The sequence below is a fragment of the Flagellimonas myxillae genome (assembly GCF_023502235.1).
GTDB lineage: Bacteria > Bacteroidota > Bacteroidia > Flavobacteriales > Flavobacteriaceae > Flagellimonas > Flagellimonas myxillae.
In genome coordinates, this window is record NZ_JAMFLY010000003.1 from 163,200 (window position 1) to 182,613 (window position 19,414).

The 19,414-nt window shown below is 43.3% G+C and carries 18 protein-coding genes; 11 read left to right on the forward strand and 7 right to left on the reverse strand.

What is annotated here, in order from left to right; translation table 11 throughout:
* The first annotated feature begins 23 nt into the window (after positions 1–23).
* From bioA to M3P07_RS13445, 6 genes are all read left to right on the forward strand, one after another.
* Complete coding sequence (gene bioA / locus M3P07_RS13420) at positions 24–1,292, forward strand: adenosylmethionine--8-amino-7-oxononanoate transaminase (protein ID WP_249970442.1); 1,269 nt, start codon at positions 24–26, stop codon at positions 1,290–1,292.
* A gap of 11 nt (positions 1,293–1,303) precedes the next feature.
* Positions 1,304–2,461: a beta-ketoacyl synthase N-terminal-like domain-containing protein gene (locus M3P07_RS13425; RefSeq protein WP_249970443.1), complete on the forward strand. Its 1,158-nt coding sequence runs from the start codon at positions 1,304–1,306 to the stop codon at positions 2,459–2,461.
* Positions 2,462–2,524: 63 nt separating this feature from the next.
* Positions 2,525–3,103 (forward strand): hypothetical protein, encoded by a 579-nt coding sequence (locus M3P07_RS13430; protein ID WP_249970444.1) that lies wholly within the window; start codon positions 2,525–2,527, stop codon positions 3,101–3,103.
* A gap of 4 nt (positions 3,104–3,107) precedes the next feature.
* On the forward strand, positions 3,108–4,541 hold the full coding sequence (locus M3P07_RS13435) for a flotillin family protein (RefSeq protein WP_249970445.1): 1,434 nt from the start codon (positions 3,108–3,110) through the stop codon (positions 4,539–4,541).
* A gap of 120 nt (positions 4,542–4,661) precedes the next feature.
* A complete protein-coding gene (gene bioB / locus M3P07_RS13440) occupies positions 4,662–5,762 on the forward strand; it encodes a biotin synthase BioB (protein WP_249970446.1) in 1,101 nt (366 codons plus the stop codon).
* Positions 5,763–5,823: 61 nt separating this feature from the next.
* Complete coding sequence (locus tag M3P07_RS13445; RefSeq protein ID WP_249970447.1) at positions 5,824–6,693, forward strand: cupin-like domain-containing protein; 870 nt, start codon at positions 5,824–5,826, stop codon at positions 6,691–6,693.
* Positions 6,694–6,697: 4 nt separating this feature from the next.
* On the opposite strand, the gene M3P07_RS13450 is transcribed toward M3P07_RS13445, so the two are convergent.
* Positions 6,698–7,186 (reverse strand): regulatory protein RecX, encoded by a 489-nt coding sequence (locus tag M3P07_RS13450; protein ID WP_249970448.1) that lies wholly within the window; start codon positions 7,184–7,186, stop codon positions 6,698–6,700.
* The gene (locus M3P07_RS13455; RefSeq protein ID WP_249970449.1) at positions 7,186–9,555 is read right to left on the reverse strand and encodes an alpha-L-rhamnosidase-related protein; all 2,370 of its coding nucleotides are present in this window, start codon (positions 9,553–9,555) and stop codon (positions 7,186–7,188) included. Before M3P07_RS13455 ends, M3P07_RS13450 begins: the two co-directional genes overlap by 1 nt.
* A 240-nt stretch (positions 9,556–9,795) precedes the next feature.
* Between M3P07_RS13455 and M3P07_RS13460 the strand changes: the two genes are divergently transcribed.
* Positions 9,796–11,436, forward strand: a complete 1,641-nt coding sequence (locus M3P07_RS13460; RefSeq protein ID WP_249970450.1) for a hypothetical protein — start codon at positions 9,796–9,798, stop codon at positions 11,434–11,436.
* An 88-nt stretch (positions 11,437–11,524) separates the two neighbouring features.
* Here the strand turns inward: M3P07_RS13460 and M3P07_RS13465 are convergent, their stop codons facing one another.
* Together M3P07_RS13465 and M3P07_RS13470 are read right to left on the reverse strand one after the other, a co-directional pair.
* Complete coding sequence (locus tag M3P07_RS13465) at positions 11,525–13,072, reverse strand: Rne/Rng family ribonuclease (protein ID WP_249970451.1); 1,548 nt, start codon at positions 13,070–13,072, stop codon at positions 11,525–11,527.
* A gap of 263 nt (positions 13,073–13,335) precedes the next feature.
* A complete protein-coding gene (locus tag M3P07_RS13470; protein ID WP_036380395.1) occupies positions 13,336–13,626 on the reverse strand; it encodes an HU family DNA-binding protein in 291 nt (96 codons plus the stop codon).
* Between the two features lie 122 nt (positions 13,627–13,748).
* Between M3P07_RS13470 and mutY the strand changes: the two genes are divergently transcribed.
* Genes mutY through gldD form a run of 4 tightly spaced genes read left to right on the forward strand, consistent with a single transcriptional unit; the run spans position 13,749 to position 17,158 of the window.
* On the forward strand, positions 13,749–14,783 hold the full coding sequence (gene mutY, locus M3P07_RS13475) for an A/G-specific adenine glycosylase (protein WP_249970452.1): 1,035 nt from the start codon (positions 13,749–13,751) through the stop codon (positions 14,781–14,783).
* 23 nt (positions 14,784–14,806) lie between these two features.
* Positions 14,807–15,262 (forward strand): single-stranded DNA-binding protein, encoded by a 456-nt coding sequence (locus tag M3P07_RS13480; RefSeq protein ID WP_249970453.1) that lies wholly within the window; start codon positions 14,807–14,809, stop codon positions 15,260–15,262.
* A 23-nt stretch (positions 15,263–15,285) separates the two neighbouring features.
* Positions 15,286–16,614: a gliding motility-associated protein GldE gene (locus tag M3P07_RS13485; protein WP_417952746.1), complete on the forward strand. Its 1,329-nt coding sequence runs from the start codon at positions 15,286–15,288 to the stop codon at positions 16,612–16,614.
* Positions 16,604–17,158: a gliding motility lipoprotein GldD gene (gldD, locus tag M3P07_RS13490; protein ID WP_249970455.1), complete on the forward strand. Its 555-nt coding sequence runs from the start codon at positions 16,604–16,606 to the stop codon at positions 17,156–17,158. The genes M3P07_RS13485 and gldD overlap by 11 nt, the downstream gene beginning before the upstream one ends.
* A gap of 3 nt (positions 17,159–17,161) precedes the next feature.
* Here the strand turns inward: gldD and M3P07_RS13495 are convergent, their stop codons facing one another.
* Genes M3P07_RS13495 through M3P07_RS13505 form a run of 3 tightly spaced genes read right to left on the reverse strand, consistent with a single transcriptional unit; the run spans position 17,162 to position 19,380 of the window.
* On the reverse strand, positions 17,162–17,584 hold the full coding sequence (locus M3P07_RS13495; protein WP_249970456.1) for a hypothetical protein: 423 nt from the start codon (positions 17,582–17,584) through the stop codon (positions 17,162–17,164).
* Positions 17,581–18,318, reverse strand: coding sequence for a hypothetical protein (locus tag M3P07_RS13500; RefSeq protein ID WP_249970457.1), 738 nt, complete (start codon positions 18,316–18,318; stop codon positions 17,581–17,583). The genes M3P07_RS13495 and M3P07_RS13500 overlap by 4 nt, the downstream gene beginning before the upstream one ends.
* A 42-nt stretch (positions 18,319–18,360) precedes the next feature.
* Positions 18,361–19,380 (reverse strand): transporter, encoded by a 1,020-nt coding sequence (locus M3P07_RS13505; protein WP_249970458.1) that lies wholly within the window; start codon positions 19,378–19,380, stop codon positions 18,361–18,363.
* Between the last annotated feature and the right edge of the window lie 34 nt (positions 19,381–19,414).

Consider the following 19,414-nt stretch of genomic DNA (forward strand, 5'->3'; position numbering starts at 1 on the left):
AGCTTTTGACTAATCCCACTGCATTGGAAAAGTTATCTGAAAGGGACAAAAAACACCTTTGGCACCCGCTTACCCAACATAAAACCCATCCGGAAATGTTGGCCATTTCAAGGGCCGAGGGCGTAATGCTCTACGATGAGGACGGAAAAGGGTATGTCGATGGGATTTCCTCTTGGTATACCTGCATGTATGGGCATTGCAACCCGTATATCCTGGAAAAAGTCAGTGCGCAAATGCAGCGGTTAGATCAAGTGGTTTTTAGTGGTTTTACCCATGAACCAGCAGTAAAACTGTCTGAAGCGCTAATCGGAATACTGCCCCAAAATCAGCAAAAGTTATTCTTTTCCGACAATGGTTCCACAGCTACCGAGATTGGAATTAAGATGGCCCTGCAGTACCATTTTAACAAGGGACAAAAGCGTAATGTGCTTTTGGCTTTTGAAGAAGGGTTTCACGGAGACACCTTCGGTGCTATGTCAGTATCGGGTTTATCGGTATACAATGGGCCTTTCGAGGATTTCTTTATAGAGGTAGAGCGAATTCCAGTACCCACATCCGAGAACATCGACGAACTTTTAGCAACATTGAGAAGTCGGTTGGAGGATAATACCATAGCTGGGTTCATTTATGAACCACTTGTGCAGGGAGCCGCCGCCATGAAAATGCATGATGCCGAGGGATTGGAACAAATCCTTGCGTTGCTGAAGGAACATGGGGTGCTTACCATTGCCGATGAGGTGATGACTGGATTTGGAAAGACCGGGAAGCATTTTGCATCGGATCACCTGAAGACCCAACCCGATATTATATGTTTGTCCAAAGCTCTTACGGCAGGGTTGGTTCCCATGGGGTTGACCACCTGTTCACAAGAGGTTTACCAGGCTTTTTATAGCGATGAGATTACCAAAGGCTTGTTCCATGGTCATACTTATACAGCAAATCCATTGGCTTGCACAGCGGCTTTGGCCGCCGTTGAATTGCTGCAAACGGATGAAATTCAGGAGAATATCCAAAATATTATCCAATGGCATAAGGCTTTTGATGCGGAGATTAAAGACCATCCCAAAGTTGCCCGTACCCGGCAATTGGGGGTTATCTATGCATTGGATTTAAATGTGGAGACGGAACGCTACGGAAATTTAAGGGACCAACTATTTAATCATTTTATGGGACAAGGGGTATTTCTAAGACCTTTGGGGAATACCATCTATATTTTAGCACCCTATGTCATTTCCAAAACCCAGATGCAACAAATTTATAGCGCTGTTAAGGCTGCCTTGGAAATCGTGTAATTCTACAATAAATGCTCAAAGAACCCATAGCCATAACAGCCCTTTCCTCCATTTCCGCCTTGGGAAACTCTTCCGAAGAAGTTTGGGAATCCTATCAGAATGGGAAGCATCATATTTCCAAAACTAGGATTGGTAATCAAACGGTTTGGGCATCCGTACTCCCCGAATCCATACAATCTAACATTGAAGATTTAAGGCATTCTGATGCCAAGTACAAGGATTTGGATGCTTCCGTGCTCTTTGCGATGTATACGGCACGAAAAGCTATTGCCGCCGCAGGATGGAAAAGCGAAACCAATTTTGGGGTTAACATAGGATCTTCAAGAGGGGCGACCGCCTTGTTTGAAAAATTCCACCAGGAGTTTTTGGAAGAGGGGAAGTCCTCCACCTTGTCGAGTCCTACCACAACTTTGGGCAACATTTCCTCGTGGGTAGGCCATGATCTAAAGTCCAAGGGACCGGATATCTCCCATTCCATTACCTGTTCCACGGCCCTGCATGCTGTTTTGAACGCGGTAGCTTGGATCCAAAGTGGGCTTTCGGATAAATTTTTAGTGGGTGGTAGCGAAGCGCCCCTTACACCATTTACGATTGCACAGATGCAGGCCCTTAAGATTTATAGCAAGGAAGATGGCGACTACCCTTGCCGAGCCATGGATTTTGGCAAAAAACAGAACTCCATGATTTTGGGGGATGGTTCTGCACTTGCCTGTTTGGAAAGTGGCCAAAAGAACAATGCGTTGGGCTATATTTCTGGAATTGGATTTGCAACAGAACCCTTGGAACATAACGTTTCCATTTCTTCGGATGCGGTGTGTTTTCAAGATTCAATGAAGATGGCCTTGGGACATCTTGACCCTTCGAAAATTGATGCTATTATACTTCATTCCCCCGGAACGGTCAAGGGCGATGTATCGGAATTGAAGGCCATCGAAAAAATATTCTGTAACAAAATTCCTTTTTTGACTACCAATAAGTGGAAAGTAGGTCACACTTTTGGTGCCTCGGGACTTTTGAGCGTTGAGTTGGCCCTGCTCATGTTACAGCACCAAACCTATATCTCAACTCCTTTTTTTAATCAGGAACCGAATTCGAAAGCCATTAAAAACATAATGGTCAATGCTGTGGGCTTTGGAGGAAATGCCGTGTCCATTTTACTTTCCAAATAAGACATTTTTATTACATAAAGTCTTATCTTTTTTTACTCAAAAAACAACCTAAAACTATTGATTATGGAAGAATGGTATACCGCTCTGACCCTATTTGAAAAAGTGTATTGGATAACCGCCATTGCAGGTTCTGCCATACTCTTGATTTTGATGGTATTAACCTTTGTTGGGGGTGATGTTGACGATGTGAGTGGGGATATTGATGCCGATATTGATGGGGATAGCGGAATAGGTTTTCAGTTTCTCTCCTTTAAAAATTTAATGGGCTTTTTTACCATTTTTGGGTGGTCCGGAATATCATGTATGGAAAATGGCCTCTCAACAGGACTGACCATTTTGATTTCCGTGGTTTGCGGAATGTTAATGATGTTCATCATGGCATCCCTATTCTATTATTTAAGCAAAATGCAGAGCAGTGGAACCCTAAAACTCAAGAACGCTCTGGACCAAATAGGTGAAGTGTACCTAACCATCGGTGCCAATCGATCAAGTATTGGCAAAGTAAGCATCAACGTGCAGGGAACCTTGCGCGAGTTGCAGGCCCTGACTGATGAGGATGTGGATTTGAAACAGGGCAATGTGGTCCAAGTAAAAGAAGTGACCGATAACGGAATATTGATTGTTAAACTCCTAAATAAATAACCATATGCTTTTATTTCCTTTACAATTGGGCGGAGGTGCTTCGCTCTTAACCATAGGATTTGCCATTCTTTTTGGTTTTATTATCATCATCTCCTTCATACGGAGGTACAAAAGATGTCCGTCGGATAGAATTCTGGTGGTCTACGGAAAAGTTGGCTCCGGAAACTCCGCGAAATGTATCCACGGGGGTGCGGCCTTTATTTGGCCCGTAATCCAAGACTATGAATTTTTGGACCTGACCCCGATTTCCATCGAAGTGGATTTGACCAATGCCCTGAGTAGACAGAACATACGGGTAAATGTTCCATCCCGATTTACCATCGGTATTTCCACCGAACCCGGAATTATGCAAAATGCAGCCGAACGTCTTTTGGGATTGGGAATGCAAGAGGTACAAGATTTGGCCAAGGAAATTATATTTGGACAGTTACGTTTGGTTGTGGCTTCCATGGATATTGAGGAGATCAACTCAGATAGGGATAAGTTCCTGTCCAACATTTCACAAAGTGTGGAATCGGAATTGAAAAAAGTGGGTCTTAAGCTGATCAACGTAAACATCACCGATATTGTTGACGAGTCTGGATATATTGAGGCCTTAGGTAAGGAAGCTGCTGCCCACGCAATCAATGCAGCTCGTAAGTCGGTGGCTGAGAAAAACAGGGATGGTTCCATTGGCGAGGCTAACGCCGTTCAAGATGAACGTACCCAAGTAGCGGCTGCAAATGCGAAAGCCGTTGAAGGAGAAAACGTGGCCAAAATTGATGTTGCTAACTCTGATTCCTTGCGCCGACAGAGGGAAGCAGAAGCCGAACGTACTGCAATTGCTGCGGAAAAAGTCCAAGCAGCAAAAGCCCTTGAAGAGTCCTATGCAGCCGAAAAAGATGCGGAAATGGCCAGGGCCGAAAGGGAGAGGAGCTCGCAAATGGCAGATATTGTGGTGCCTGCGGAAATCGACAAGCAAAAAGTGGAGATTGATGCAGAAGCCGAAGCGGAAATGATCCGAAGAAAAGCCAAGGGGGAGGCAGATGCAATCCTATTTAAAGCCGAGGCCGAGGCAAAAGGAATCTTTGAAGTATTGACCAAGCAAGCGGAAGGTTTGGATCAAATTGTTAAAGCCGCCGGCAACAATCCCAAAGATGCTGTCCTGCTCTTGATTGCTGATAAACTCCCAGAACTTGTTGAAAAACAGGCTGAGGCCATTAAGAATATCAAGATTGACAAAGTAACCGTTTGGGATTCTGGAGCCAAGAACGAAGATGGTAAAAACTCTACGGCAAATTTTATTTCCGGAATGTATAAATCCGTTCCACCCTTGCAGGAGATGTTCAATATGGCGGGAATGCAATTGCCCGAATATCTAAAGGGCAAAGATGTAGCCGACCCTTCAGCTAAACCGAAGGACGGGGAATCCAAAGGAATTGATGAAAAACCTGAATAACACTCCTATTTTTTAAGAACAAGCCCATGACATATATCATGGGCTTGTTCCATTTAACGCTATATCCTTGTACGGTTAAAAGAATTAGGGCTATTTTTGAATTTGAATTACTTTCAACCCATGATTACACCACGACACGACTGGACCAAGAAAGAGATATTGGATATTTACAACAAGCCCCTGATGGAACTCCTTTATGAGGCGGCCACGGTCCACAGACAACATCACGACCCAAATACGGTTCAGGTTTCTACCCTACTTTCGATAAAAACTGGAGGATGTCCTGAAGATTGTGGATATTGCCCGCAAGCGGCAAGGTACCACACCGATATTGAAGGCAACGATCTAATGAGCGTGCAACATGTAAAGGCGCAGGCATTGAGGGCAAAGGCTTCAGGCAGTTCACGTGTGTGTATGGGTGCGGCTTGGCGTAATGTAAAAGATGGACCTGAGTTTGACCAAGTATTGGAAATGGTCCGGACCATCAATAAATTGGATATGGAAGTGTGCTGTACCTTGGGGATGCTTACCGAGAATCAAGCCAAAAGGTTGGCCGAGGCTGGACTTTATGCCTACAACCATAATTTGGACACTTCCGAGGACTACTATAAAGACGTTATTTCCACCAGGGCCTTCCAAGATCGGTTGGACACCATAGACAATGTTCGTAAGAGCAATGTCACGGTTTGTAGCGGCGGTATCATTGGTATGGGAGAAAAATTGGAGGATAGGGCTGGAATGTTGGTTGCCCTTGCTTCCTTGAACCCACAACCGGAATCTGTTCCAATCAATGCCTTGGTAGCTGTGGAAGGCACTCCCATGGAGGACATGGAACCGGTGTCCATCTGGGAAATGGTACGCATGGTCGCCACTACCCGAATTGTAATGCCCGAAACGCAGGTGAGACTGTCTGCCGGACGAACGGAGATGAGTCGGGAAGGTCAGGCCATGTGCTTTTTTGCCGGGGCCAATTCCATTTTTGCGGGAGATAAGTTGTTGACGACCCCCAATCCGGATGTAAACGAGGATATGGAAATGTTTGAACTTTTGGGCTTGAATCCCCAGAAGCCGTTCACAAAGATCTCACAGCCAAAAACCGTGGAAGCCGAAGACTCCGAATTCGAATCGAAGGGGGAAAAGCCGAAGTGGACACGTCCGGGGCACACCATTGAACGGAACGAGGAGGCCAAACAGAAAACAAAGTTGGTTACCGAGGAATAGACCTACAAGAAGCCGTTTAAAAACCTTTTCTTAATTTAGCTGTTTCAAAATCACTGAAATTTTGGAGCTTAACCTTGACCAAATTCCTAGGGAGAAAACCTTATCCAAGAAGGAGTTCATCCGAAAATACTTCAAACCGCAAAAGCCAGTGGTGATAGAAAGTTTTATCGAGGATTGGCCAGCGCATTCCAAGTGGAATTTGGAATATATCAAGGAAATAGCAGGGGAGAAAACGGTGCCTTTGTATGACGACAGGCCCGTGAAGCACGATGAAGGGTTCAATGAACCCCATGCCCAAATGAAAATGCGGGACTACATCGACCTGCTGAAAAGCAAACCCACCAAATACCGGATTTTTCTTTGGAATGTACTTAAGGAAGTACCTGAGCTTCAAAAGGATTTTACGTATCCCGATTTCGGCCTTCGCTTGATGAAAAAGTTGCCCATGCTCTTTTTTGGAGGAAGCAATTCGCACACCTTCATGCATTACGATATTGATTTGGCCAATATTTTCCATTTTCATTTTGAGGGAAAGAAGCAGTGCATTCTGTTTTCACAATCGGAGACCAAGTTTTTATACAAGATTCCCCATTCCCTGATTACTCGGGAAGATATTGACTTTGCCAATCCAGATCTTGATAAATGGCCGGCATTGCAGCACGCTAAGGGGCATATCGCCCAGTTGGAACACGGGAATGTGCTCTATATCCCCGAAGGGTATTGGCACCACATGAAATACATTAGCCCTGGCTTTTCCATGAGCCTTCGGGCCATAGCCCGTAAACCCAAGAATTTTGGAAAGGCAGTGTACAACATCTTTTTTATGCGACATTTTGACAACCTCATGCGCAGGTTAAAAGGTCAAAAATGGATTGATTGGAAGAATGAGCGGGCAATCGCTCGGACCCATAGCCTATTGTATCAGAAGTAGGGCGTTATTCTCGGGTAAGCTCCCTAAGCTTATCGTAAACTAGTTGACTTTCCCATCCTCTGTACAGCAGGTAGTCCACCAGCTTTTTTTTACGTTTTTGAGGACTTTCCCCTAGTAGTTGTTCCCATCTTTTAAGGGCAAGTTCATCCAAGGTTTTATCATAGTTCTCTTCGGAAATCTCTGAAAGTGCACTTTGTACATTGAACCTGGAAATTTGGCGCATCTTCAATTCGTTTGTAATGCGGTTTCTACCCCATTTTTTGATGTTAAATTTTCCCCGGGCAAAACTTCTTGCGAAGCGTTCTTCATTCAAATAATTTTCCTGGATCAAATGCGTAACAATAGCATCAATGGCTTGTGGAATCATGCGCATGTCCTTGAGCTTGTTTACCACCTCCTGGTGACAACGTTCCTGGTAGGCACAATAGCGCTCCATTTTTTTTTGTGCCTCTTGTACTGAGACGTGTTTTCTGCTTGGATATTGACCCTGCATCAAGATTTGGTTTTGGCCACCACTATTTTTTGGTCGGAAGTGCTGAATATGGCAGTTTGGGCATCTAAAGAAGTCTTGGCACTACCTTCTTGAATTGAATAATTGTCTTGTGGCAATTTCAGTTGTACAGTCCATTCCGGGTTAGTCTGCTGTACTTCAATTTGAATCCCATCCAAGTCTTTGCGATAAAAAATGGAAATTGTATTGTCCGCAATTTTTACATTTTCCAGGGAGGCACCTTCATCCCACGCAGTGGGCATTTGTGGTCTTACGATTACTTTTTTCTGACTTGCCATGGGTTGGATGCCGAAAAATTGCTGCACAATGGGAATGGCATAAGAATATATGTTCCAAGCCTGGGTCATCATGCCGTAATCCGGTGAGACTTCATAGATACTGCCTGGGAATGCGTAGCTAAAAGTTCGGGTCATTCGGATTAGATAGTCCAAGGCTTCGTTAGGTCTGCCATAATTGTTTTCGGCCACTGCCTGCACCCCTGTGGGAAGGGTCATAACTGCACCGGTATAGGAGAAAACCTTGCTGCCTTCAAAGGAACCAAAGTCCTTGCCTGCGGAATCGTCCCGATCTATTCCCGTGACAAAAACACCAAAGGGGTTGGTGAACTTTTTGGCAGTATCTAGACCAGTGATGGCTTTTTCGCTATCTGCAATTCCCATTTCCATAGGGGTATTTACCACCCAATTGTGATGGAGTACAAATGGCTTCAGCTCATGGGATGGCTGAGCCAAGATTTGTTTTTTTGTCGCTTTGAGCTCTTCAATGGCCCAAGGTTTGTCCAAGGTATCTGCCCTAACGATGGCATCTTCAATCAAATGTATAGCCTGTTCATCGGTGCCCAGAAAATCGGCATACGAACCGAACTCCTCGGACCACAATTCTGTATTGATCTTGTGTTTCAATTGTTTCGCTAAATCATGATACTCCTCTGCCACAGCATCCTTGCCCAATTCCCTTGCCATTTTGGAGGCGTCGTCGAACGCGCGTTGGGTATAGGCAGCCACATCGATCATTTCACTGTTCAAACCATGGATTTCCATCATCCCAAACCCATCTGGGAATAAATTCCCGTTACTGTCGTTCTCCTCCATTAACCAAGCAAGTCCCTTTTGTATGGTGGGAAAGTATTTTTCAAGGAACTTTCGGTCCCCGTTCCAAGTGTAGATATTCCAAATTAGGGAGGCAAACTGCGGTGTTTCATTTATGTTCCCTTTGTTAAAGACAAAGCCGTTGGTGGACATTTCATGTAGAATTTTGCCATTTTCGTTCACGGCCATGGAAACGCTATCCAAGAGCCGAATGGTCTTGTCAACAATGTTATCCTGGCCAATGGCCATATAGCCCTTTAAGGCATATTCACTATCCACACCAAACCACCATGGGTAGTCCGGAATCCCTGCCCCGATGCCAGTGCCAATTTCGGGGACGGTCCGTACGAGCCAATCGCAATTGTACTTGAGCCATTCAAAAGTTTGTTCCAACTGTTTGTCCGGAATGGTGAGCCGGGTCTGCGAAGCGAGTTTTTGGTATCGCTGTTTCTTTGCCAATACCAGGGATGCGTATTCTTTTTGGATAATATCGAAAGTGCGCTGTGCATCTTCTTGGGAGATGTAGGAACCAGCAATCACAAAAGTAAGCGACGATGAGTTTTGATGATTCAAGTTTAGGGCATAAGTGAGTGCATTCGACGAGGCATTGCCCTGTCCTCCCAAGGATTCATGGTCCATTGGATTTTGGTCCGCGCCAAAAATATTGAACCATGGATTATTGTCATCCTTAACCACCCACTTGTCCGTTTCAAAGGTTGCTGAATCTTTGGCATCAATCATTTGTGTTTCTTCTCCCAACCAGGTAGGGAGCAAATCGGTATGTCCTGTAAATTTAAAATTGGCCGTTGAGGAGTTTTGTTCCGATTTTATAACATATTGAACCAGCATTCCTTGCAATCCATCCGGCACAAATTGCCAACGTTCCACAGTAATGCCCTTTGAAGGCCATTTAAAGCTGTGCATATTGGCCATGGGATAGTTTACAAATTCAGTGGCCTTGTCCAGTGGCAAGGTGTCCTTCCCAATGATCAGCTGCGCATCGAACCCATCCATCAGCTTTATGGGGTGGTTCCAAATACCTCCCATTTCACCTTTGATATGCCAACCAAGGGGAGGGAAACTCCCATCTTGATGCCCTACCATGTAGACCCGGTCCCCAGCCGTGACAAAAGGAGATGCCAAGTAATTGGATTTCCCAGCTATGGACGATGAGTCCTCCATCAGGGAGGAAACGGTTTCCGGAGTGTTGGTAGCACATCCAAATAGAACAAGAACGACACAAAAGGAGTAGATGGTTTTCATGGCATTAAAGTAACAGGTGATATCCAAAAATACCATATTGCGACTAAATGGTCCACAGAATTTGTCTCAACTCCTTCTTTCAATCCAGTTCTTGGTGCTTTTAACGAGCAAGTTTTTTAAATTCAAGATTTATTAGGTAATTACCATACATTCCATCCCCAAGAAGCTATTAACATGACGCAAACTTGTTGGAATTAAGGGGGATGAAGGAAAACTAATTTTGACAACGGAAATCCCAATATGAAAAGAACAATTTTGTTGATGCTGATTTTGTTTGTCCTCAATGCTTGTGAGGAGGATATGATTGAAAATCAAGTTTTGGTGGAAAATGTAAGCAGTACTAACTTACTGAACAATCCAACCTTGTACGAACCCATCAACGTAAGTATTGTAGTTGACAAGACCGATGCCGTCGTGGATGCTATTAATGTGTATTTGGATGATGAGCTTATTTTAAGCCGGACAAATGCAACCCGCTTCAATTTTAGTTTTGATCCTGAACTGTATGAGCCTGGGGAGGCTGTTGTGAAAATCGAAGTGATTCAACCCGAAGGGAATACAATCACACAAGAATATCCCATTGCCATACATAGAAAACTTCTCGATGTACGCTTGGACAATAACTTCTTTAGAACAGACTATCAGGATTTTTTCCTTTTTGCTTCTGCAGCTGATGGATCCTTATTGGCCACCGAGCTTATTGAAACTTTACCCGCAACCATTACGTTGACTACGGACAAAAATATTGGTAGGGACACCCCTTATTATTTAAATATGGCATCGAGGTTTGTAACCAATGATATTGAAATAGTTACACTTAAAACCATAGATGATCTAAGTATTTCATCCTTAGATAAATTTACTCCAAAATCCCCAAGAAGACTCGGTATTAGGCAGCAGTGGAATTTGCCGACCTCTGGATTTAATCAAGATATATTGATTATTGGGAGGAATAGTCCAGATTATGCATATGGATATGACCATGTGGATTTTGATTTTTCATTCATCAAATGGGAAAATTTCAATGGGATACCGGTTGCGGAAGATTACTATATTCGATCTTCACATAGAGATGGATCTGAGCAAAAATATAAGTGGATCACGGAGGAAGACCTAAACAACGGGATCATTTTGGATGTCGCTGATTTTATTAGCGAAAATCTTGTCGAAGGAGAAGTGGACGTCACATATGTTGATGGCTTTGAAAATGGTCATGATAGAAGACTGGGAATCTACGGATATCTGAGTGATGAAGATTTTAGCAATGGCACTGCCCACAATATTTGGTTGAGTGGATTTCATACCTTACAAGCTCCCGACATGTTTATTAGGCCCACAGAAGACTATGTTGTGAATACCACGTTCCACAGCTATGCGCATTTCTTGTTCTTGGAAGATTACCTTACCGTGAGAAGAGGAACCCCATTGACCAACTATCCTATTCCAGATTGGCAATTGGATTTTGGGATTACGGGAAAGGAGATCACCTTTAATGCTGTTGGTAACGGCCATTATGTGGGTAAATTTTCAGTTTCCTCTGGTAATGTGACTGATGAACTGCCCATTGTGGAAGGCAAGAAGGTATTATATCATTGGGATATTTGCTTTAATAGCACTACGAAGGAATCATTGACTTTGCCAGAGTTTCCTGATGCAATGAAGAATTGGAGTTTTGGAAAGTTTTATGAATCCAATACCCCGAAAATCGAATGGGGGAGAGTAGAACGCTATGATGGAATATTGGACTACGAGCAATATCTAAATGCAATTATTAAGGAAAACAATGACCCCTTGCAGATAAGCCCCATATTTGAGGCAAAGTTCAAGTCTAACGAGGAGTTTAGCTCGTTTTACTTTGAAATGATCAACTTTTTTAACTAGGGCAACCTATTTCAGTGTGATGATATTGGATTGAAATGAAAGGGTCATAAAACAAAAAAAGCGACCCCATTGCTGAAGTCGCTTTTTATTATCTAATTGTTTTACCGTCTTTATTCTTAAAACGATATTCAAGGTATGTATATGCATCCCTGGGTTGGATTTTTATCCACTTCTTGTGTTCCAAAAACCACTTGAAGCGTTGTGACGGAAATCCTTGGTTGAGGTAGGCAGCTATAAAAGGGTGGATATTTAGTATAATACCATTATCCTTAAACTTACCCTTCATGATTCGCTCCAAATCCACGTTGATTTTATCAATTAGGACAATTGGGGCTTCCACTTCTGCACCTGATCCGTTGGGATTTTCCTCGCTGGTCTTGATATTCATCTCTGGGCGAACCCGTTGGCGGGTAATCTGCACCAGACCAAATTTACTGGGAGGTAGGATCTTGTGTTTGGCACGGTCGTCCTTCATTTCTTCTCTTAAATGATCGAACAATTTACGCCTGTGATCCCCTTTGGTCATATCAATGAAATCGACCACAATAATTCCACCCATGTCGCGCAAACGGAGTTGCCGTGCAATTTCCGTAGCGGCCAGAAGGTTTACCTCCAAAGCGGTATCTTCCTGGTTTTTGGCCTTGTTGGAACGGTTACCACTGTTCACATCAATTACGTGAAGCGCTTCGGTATGTTCTATAACAAGGTAGGCACCCCTACTCATCGAGGCGGTACGCCCAAACGAAGTCTTGATTTGGCGCTCTATCCCAAATTTTTCAAAAATGGGGGCCGAACCAGAGTACAATTTCACTATGGATTCCTTCTGGGGGGCAATTTCATGCAAATAATCCTTGATTTGATGGTAGAGCGTTTCATCATCCACATGTATTCCTGTAAAGGAATCGTTGAATACATCCCGAAGTATGGAAGAGGCTCTATTGAGTTCTATTAATACTTTGGACGGATGTGCTGCTCGGTGCAATTTCTTGCTCATTGTAATCCATTTGGAAAACAAATTCTGAAGATCTTTGTCCAGTTCTGCAACTTTCTTGCCTTCTGCAACGGTACGTATAATCACACCAAATCCCTTGGGCTTAATACTCTTCACAAGACGTATTAGCCTATCTTTTTCTTCTTTGCTTCCAATTTTTTGTGAAACTGAAACGCGATCGGAGAAGGGAACCATGACCAAATAGCGACCGGCTATTGAAAGCTCGGAGCTTATTCTTGGTCCCTTGGTGGAAATGGGTTCTTTTACAATTTGTACCAATAATGACTGATTGGCCTTAATAACTTCGTTAATACTGCCATTCTTGTCTATATCTTTTTCAAATGGAAAATCTTTGAGGGAGTAGTCCTTTACTCTTCCCGTTCTTGCTTTTTTGATGAATTTTAACATGGAGGACAACTGCGGACCGAGGTCGTGATAATGCAGGAACGCATCTTTTTCATAACCTACGTTTACGAATGCCGCATTGAGGCCGGTAACGGGTTTTCTTATCTTGGCTAGGAAGATATCCCCGACTGAAAATTTGTTGTCATCCTCATCTTTGTGTAATTCAATGAGTTTTCCATCCTTTAATAAGGCAAAATCGACTGCATCAGGACTAGATCTAACGATTAATTCTCTATTCACCTGAATCGATTTTTATTTATTCCTATATAGTTATGGAATAAATGATTAAACAATATGTAGAATCGGTTATTACCGATTGAAATTCTTTTCCCGAATCTCTATGTCAAAGAACGTATGTGTGTAAAATGAAAAAGTAGTTGCAACAACTACTTTTTCTTGTGTCGGTTAGCTCTCCTGCGCTTCTTGCGCTTGTGGGTAGCTACCTTATGTCTTTTTCTTTTTTTACCGCTAGGCATAGGGTTCTTCCTTTTGTGTTAGTTATCTTATTTTACTTGAACGTTGCTCTTTACACCTTCAACAAACACCTTTGCAGGTTTGAAGGCAGGAATATTGTGTGCAGGAATTTTGATGGTAGTATTCTTTGAAATGTTTCTACCTGTTTTTTCCGCTCTGGTCTTGATGATAAAGCTTCCAAAACCTCTTAAATAAACATTATCTCCATTCTCCAAGGACGATTTTACCTCCTCCATAAAAGATTCCACTGTTGCTTGTACGTCTCCTTTTTCTATACCTAGTTTTTCTGAGATTCTAGTTACAATATCTGCTTTCGTCATTTCGTATTACTGTTTTCTAATTTTTTAGGCTTGCAAATATAAAAATTAAAATTAATCTTTCGTTTAAACCCTTTAATTTTAAGTATATAAACTGCTACTTTTAACCCTTAGTATTTCCTTTCATGACTTTTTCCCTGAAAATTCTGGAATGGTACGGTTTAAACAAGCGGGACCTTCCATGGCGGTCTACTAAGGATCCCTATAAAATTTGGCTTTCGGAGATCATGCTCCAACAGACCCGGGTGGCCCAGGGCATGCCCTATTACCATAAATTTTTAAAAGCCTTCCCCATAGTCCATGACCTTGCAAAAGCCCCGGAGGAAAAAGTGCTTAAACTATGGCAGGGCCTGGGGTATTACTCGCGGGCGAGAAATCTTCATGCAACCGCGAAGGCCGTGGTGGAAAATTACGGCGGGAAATTTCCAAATACCTATAAGGAACTCAAAGCGCTAAAAGGTGTGGGCGATTACACGGCAAGTGCCATTGCATCTATTTGCTTTGATTTACCTGAACCTGTGGTCGACGGGAATGTGTACCGGGTGCTGTCCAGATATTTTGGGATTGATTTGCCCATAAACAGTTCCAAGGGAATCAAATATTATAAGGAATTGGCCCGGGAGGTGATGGATACCAAGAACATTCGGGATTACAATCAAGGAATCATGGAGTTTGGAGCTATTCAATGTGCGCCCAAGAACCCAAAGTGTAGGACATGCCCACTGAACGCAAGTTGTGTTGCCCTAAAGGAAGATACCGTGGCTCGCTTGCCCATTAAAATAAACAAGACCAAAATCCGGAAACGGTACTTTAACTATCTGGTTTACTTGGATAGTGAAAATCAAACTAAATTGGAACAGCGTAAGGGCAAAGGTATATGGCAAAACCTCTATCAATTTCCATTACTGGAATCGGACACCTTGATCGATGCCAAGACGTTGAACAAACTATTGGGTCGAGAAACTAAAACTTCGGCATCAAACATCACCTTATTTAATAAGGAGCCGATTGTACACAAATTGTCCCATCAACATTTGTATACCCAATTTTGGATTTTGGAAACGGAAGGGGTGAATTCCGATGGAATTGCATGGGAGGAAGTGCCGAATTTCCCTGTTCCTGTTTTGATAGCGGATTTTATAAAGACATTTAAAATTTAGTACTTTTGATCAATTAAAGAATTATGAGCGGAACATTAAACAAAGTGATGCTGATCGGGCATTTGGGAGACGAGGTAAAAGTCCATTATTTTGAAGGTGGGGGAAGCGTTGGACGTTTTCCGTTGGCCACCAATGAAACCTACACCAACCGAACAACAGGTGAAAAAGTCACCAACACGGATTGGCACAATATCGTGGTTCGAAACAAAGCTGCCGAAATTTGCGAAAAGTACTTGAGCAAGGGCGATAAGGTCTATGTGGAAGGAAGGTTGAAAAACCGACAATGGCAAGGTGAAGATGGCAATACCCGTTACACGACGGAGGTACATGTGCAGGATTTCACCTTTTTGTCGACCAAATCGGAAAGCATGGCCAATGCACAGCAATCTCCAAACCTACCACCACAGACGGAGCCTGTGAAAGGCAGTGACCCTGCCCCAACTGAAAATGCGGAGCAGGATGACGACCTACCGTTCTAGAATTTAGCATAAACCGATAGAAATTGGATCCCGAGCCCTATTGTTTGGCATTTTTCTTAACTATCTTTAATGGTATGTTCACCGCAAAAGTGATCGTACTATTGTTTCTTTTGGCTTGTTCGGCCTTGATTTCGGGGGCTGAAGTGGCCCTGTTTGGACTTTCCCAAACCGATTTGAACGAAATGGAGGAGTCCGACAGCTCTAGGGACAAACTCATTGTTCGCTTGCTGAAAAATCCTAAAAAGCTACTTGCCACCATTTTGATTACCAACAATGCCATAAATATTGGGATTGTACTCCTGTTTAGCTCCATAGGAAATGTGATTTTTTCTAATGTGGACCAAGTATTGTTTGGGGTGGTTTCCGTTCGGTTTTTATTGGAGGTGATCGTGGCGACCTTTTTGATCTTGATGTTCGGGGAAATTTTGCCAAAAATCTATGCCAACCGAAACCGGGTGCAGTTTTCTCAGTTCATGTCCGTTCCCATCCGTGTGTTGAATACCTTTTTTACTCCTTTTAGCTCCCCCATGAGTTCAGCCAGTGGGTTTTTACAGGAAAAATTGGGGAGACAAAAATCCAACCTAAGCGTGGATCATTTATCCCAGGCACTGGAATTGGCATCCGAAGGGGATACCACTAAGGAAGAACAGAAGATTTTGGAGGGCATTGTTACATTCGGAAATACCGATACCAAACAGGTTATGCGGCCCCGCATCGATATTTTCGCTTTGAACGAGGAAATGAAATTTCCCGAGGTCTTGGAGGAAATCAAGAAAAATGGTTACTCCCGCATCCCGGTTTTCTCGGAAAATATGGACAATGTTTTGGGCGTTCTATATGTGAAGGATTTATTGCCGTACATCGATAGAAAAACCTTCAATTGGATGTCCTTGATCCGGGAACCCTATTTTGTTCCAGAGAACAAAAAACTGGATGATCTATTGTTGGAGTTTCAAGACAAGAAGAATCATTTGGCCGTGGTGGTCGACGAGTATGGGGGAACATCAGGGATTGTTACCCTGGAAGACATTATTGAGGAAATTGTAGGCGATATAAGCGATGAGTTTGACGATGAGGACCTCATATTCTCAAAATTGGACGATTACAACTATGTATTTGATGGGAAGACCACGCTAAAAGATTTTTATAGAGTGGTGAAAATTGAAGATGAAGAGGATTTTGAGAACCAAAAGGGAGAATCGGAGACCATAGCTGGATTTGTGCTTGAAATCTCTGGGAGCTTCCCGAAAAGGGGAGAAAAAGTGGGATTCAAAAACTACCAATTTTTAGTGGAGAGCTTGGACAAAAAAAGGTTGAAACGTATTAAAGTAACACTGCCACATGAGGATTAAGACGTTGGTTTTATTAAGCATTATGGTGCTGATCGGATGCAAGGAAGATGTAATTCCAAAGCCCCATGCCATGTTACGTTTGGAATATCCTGAAGCGTCTTACAAATCCATGTTAAATGAATGTAGTTTTTCATTTGATCAAAATACCCTGTCTGTGATCAAGGAAGACAAGGATTGTTCCCTGGTCTTGGATTATCCATCCATGAAGGGTTCCGTTTACATCACTTACAAACCAGTTAAGGATAATCTAAAAACCCTCTTGACCGATGCCCAAAAACTGTCTTACGAGCATGTGGTAAAGGCGGATAATATTGTGGAGCAACCTTTTATAAATCCAGAGGGCAAGGTGTACGGGATGTTCTACGAAGTTAGTGGCGATGCGGCTTCCCAGTCACAGTTCTATGTCACGGACAGCACCGACCACTTTGTGACCGGGTCCCTTTATTTCTATGCCAAGCCCAATTACGATTCCATCCTTCCGGCGGCCATGTATTTGCAACAGGACATTCGAAGGATTATGGAAACCCTCCGCTGGAAGAAATAAGAACTATTCTTTACCCAGTAGTTCCTGGGCATTTTGTATGCTCGAATTAATTTGTTCTTTCAAGGCCTTTACCTTGACCTCTTCTTCGTCCAACCACTTCTGTTTTTGCTCCGTGAGTTCTTTGCCATTCAAGATTTCATCGGAATTGAACCGGTCTCCAAAACCTTTCATCCAATCCATCATGGCTGTGTGCGCAGCTTGAAGGTCACGCATGGAAGCCTCGTACTTTAGTCCCATTTCCGTCGTGTCCACTTTTGTCTTAAGCTCTCCCACTAATTTTCCAAGGGTGCTCATTTTGGGCATCACCTCGTCGTGGATGGCCATAACCTGCTCCATTTGCGAACCGCCATCGACTGCTTTTTTATCGTCCTTGCAAGAAAGGGTTAGTCCCAAAACACATATAAGGGCACAAAGATATTTTTTCATATTGCTGACTTTTTTCTGAAAATTCTCGACGTAAAAATAAATAAAGAAAAGCCGGATAGAATGGTAAACAAGCCAAAAAATGCAAACGCACGTAGCAGATAATTGTTGAAATTATCCCTGCCTTCATAATCCATGGTGTGCAACATCCATAGAAAATCGAAGGCACGCCACTGGTTGCTTCTAAAGGTTTGGATGTCCCCATATTCGGCCGAAACGTAGATCGTGGTATTCGCGGGTTCCGCAAAATCTATCGCAAAAGCAGGTAAAGGTCTACCCCGGTATTCGTGATGCTTTCCTGCAGTGGTTAGATACTCCACATGGGTAACATTCGATTGCTCTTTTAGCCCATCCTTGGCAACCAAAATGGCCTCTTTTTCAGATAGGGGGGCTTTGGTTTCCCCATTGGAAGCATGGAACAGGCGCGCCTTTTTACGGGTATCTGAATTATAAACAACCCTATATATGGGTTCGTCCAGTACGTTTATCAATTCCAGCGAAACAATGCTATCGGTAGCTTCAAAGGCCAATTGGATAAATACATCGGGCGAGACCATTCCCTGAGCTATATTCGGGAATTTTGGTTTCTCCCTAAGATGTTCTCCCCTTATTTCCTCAATGTTGGTCCAACTAAAATAGAGTCCGCCCAAGGTCCAAAGTAAAAACTGGACGCCAAGGATTACACCGAGGTATCTGTGCCATTTTCGAGTTTGTTGTATAAGTTTTCTTTTGGTCATAAATAATGGAAAAATGGGGTGCAATGCACCCCATTGAAGGTATTAAAAAGAATATTGTGCCCCAAGGGTGAGGGTTTCCTTGGTCTTTAACTGGATGCCATTTAAATCCTGAAGTAAGGGAGAGGCAAATTCAAATCCCAATCTGAGGTTCTTTAATCCTCCAGATGGCACATAAATGTTGAAACCAAGGCCTCCGTTTACAAAAGTTCCGCCAGAGTTTGTGGTGTCCGCAGTAATCACCATCATGGGATTTAGGTTGGGGTCGGCCCCTTCCAGTTTGCCAGTGATCAAACCCTCCAACCTAGCGGAAAAACTAATCCAATCCGCGGCCTTTACCGCTACCCAATTGTTAAGACTGTATTTGTTCCCTAAGCGGTAATCCCTGTCATTTTTCCCGAAACGGAATATTCCCCTAAGCTGGGTTCCCCAGGATACCGATTCACCTTGACCCAAATAGGTGAGCGCTACCGAGGGGTCGAAAGTTCCGCTACCAATTTGCATGGGATAGGGTAGCTCCATCTCATTCGGTGCCGAGGCAGGGGTAACGTCACTTTCGGTGACACTTCCTGCTGGGATGGAAATGCCCAATTGCCCATGCAGGCTTTGGCGGTTCTGGTTGAAGAATCGATACATCAATGAGAGATTTACATCTCCAAATCCGCTGGATTCGGTAGTAAAGGTCCCTCCCATTCGGGTCAGGTGGTCCATTTCCATACTCAGGTAGTTGAGCATGACCATTAAGGTAAGCTTATCGCTTGGAGCGAACATAGCCCCTAACATATGCATGTTCATAGGCATTGTAGTAGGGGTCACCATGTAATTTGCCAAGGCGTTTTCGGTAGTGCTGTCGTCTGTTCCTGCCTTTAGTTCGTCCATGTTCATATACATATATCGGTAAGAGAACATCCATTCCCCTTTTCCGTGCATATGGTCGCCCATAACTGAGATGGGAGCGTGTCCATCGGGTCGTCCGGCGGACCATTTTTGATTTTGATCATTGTTTTGTTGTGCATATAATGCAGTGGTGGCCACTAATAATAGGGCCGAAAAATAGTTTTTCATCCTTTTTAAAAATGTTGAAGTTGGGGCAAGTGAG

Bases quoted from the DNA above. Each gene is read 5' to 3' on its own strand.
- M3P07_RS13480 (WP_249970453.1), top strand. From the start codon at position 14,807: ATGAGCGGAACATTAAACAAAGTGATGCTGATCGGGCATTTGGGAGAC.
- M3P07_RS13430 (WP_249970444.1), top strand. From the start codon at position 2,525: ATGGAAGAATGGTATACCGCTCTGACCCTATTTGAAAAAGTGTATTGG.
- M3P07_RS13495 (WP_249970456.1), bottom strand. From the start codon at position 17,584: ATGAAAAAATATCTTTGTGCCCTTATATGTGTTTTGGGACTAACCCTT.
- M3P07_RS13435 (WP_249970445.1), top strand. From the start codon at position 3,108: ATGCTTTTATTTCCTTTACAATTGGGCGGAGGTGCTTCGCTCTTAACC.
- M3P07_RS13450 (WP_249970448.1), bottom strand. From the start codon at position 7,186: ATGCAGGGTCAATATCCAAGCAGAAAACACGTCTCAGTACAAGAGGCA.
- M3P07_RS13500 (WP_249970457.1), bottom strand. From the start codon at position 18,318: ATGACCAAAAGAAAACTTATACAACAAACTCGAAAATGGCACAGATAC.
- M3P07_RS13425 (WP_249970443.1), top strand. From the start codon at position 1,304: ATGCTCAAAGAACCCATAGCCATAACAGCCCTTTCCTCCATTTCCGCC.
- M3P07_RS13455 (WP_249970449.1), bottom strand. From the start codon at position 9,555: ATGAAAACCATCTACTCCTTTTGTGTCGTTCTTGTTCTATTTGGATGT.
- bioB (WP_249970446.1), top strand. From the start codon at position 4,662: ATGATTACACCACGACACGACTGGACCAAGAAAGAGATATTGGATATT.
- M3P07_RS13505 (WP_249970458.1), bottom strand. From the start codon at position 19,380: ATGAAAAACTATTTTTCGGCCCTATTATTAGTGGCCACCACTGCATTA.
- gldD (WP_249970455.1), top strand. From the start codon at position 16,604: ATGAGGATTAAGACGTTGGTTTTATTAAGCATTATGGTGCTGATCGGA.
- M3P07_RS13470 (WP_036380395.1), bottom strand. From the start codon at position 13,626: ATGACGAAAGCAGATATTGTAACTAGAATCTCAGAAAAACTAGGTATA.
- mutY (WP_249970452.1), top strand. From the start codon at position 13,749: ATGACTTTTTCCCTGAAAATTCTGGAATGGTACGGTTTAAACAAGCGG.
- M3P07_RS13460 (WP_249970450.1), top strand. From the start codon at position 9,796: ATGAAAAGAACAATTTTGTTGATGCTGATTTTGTTTGTCCTCAATGCT.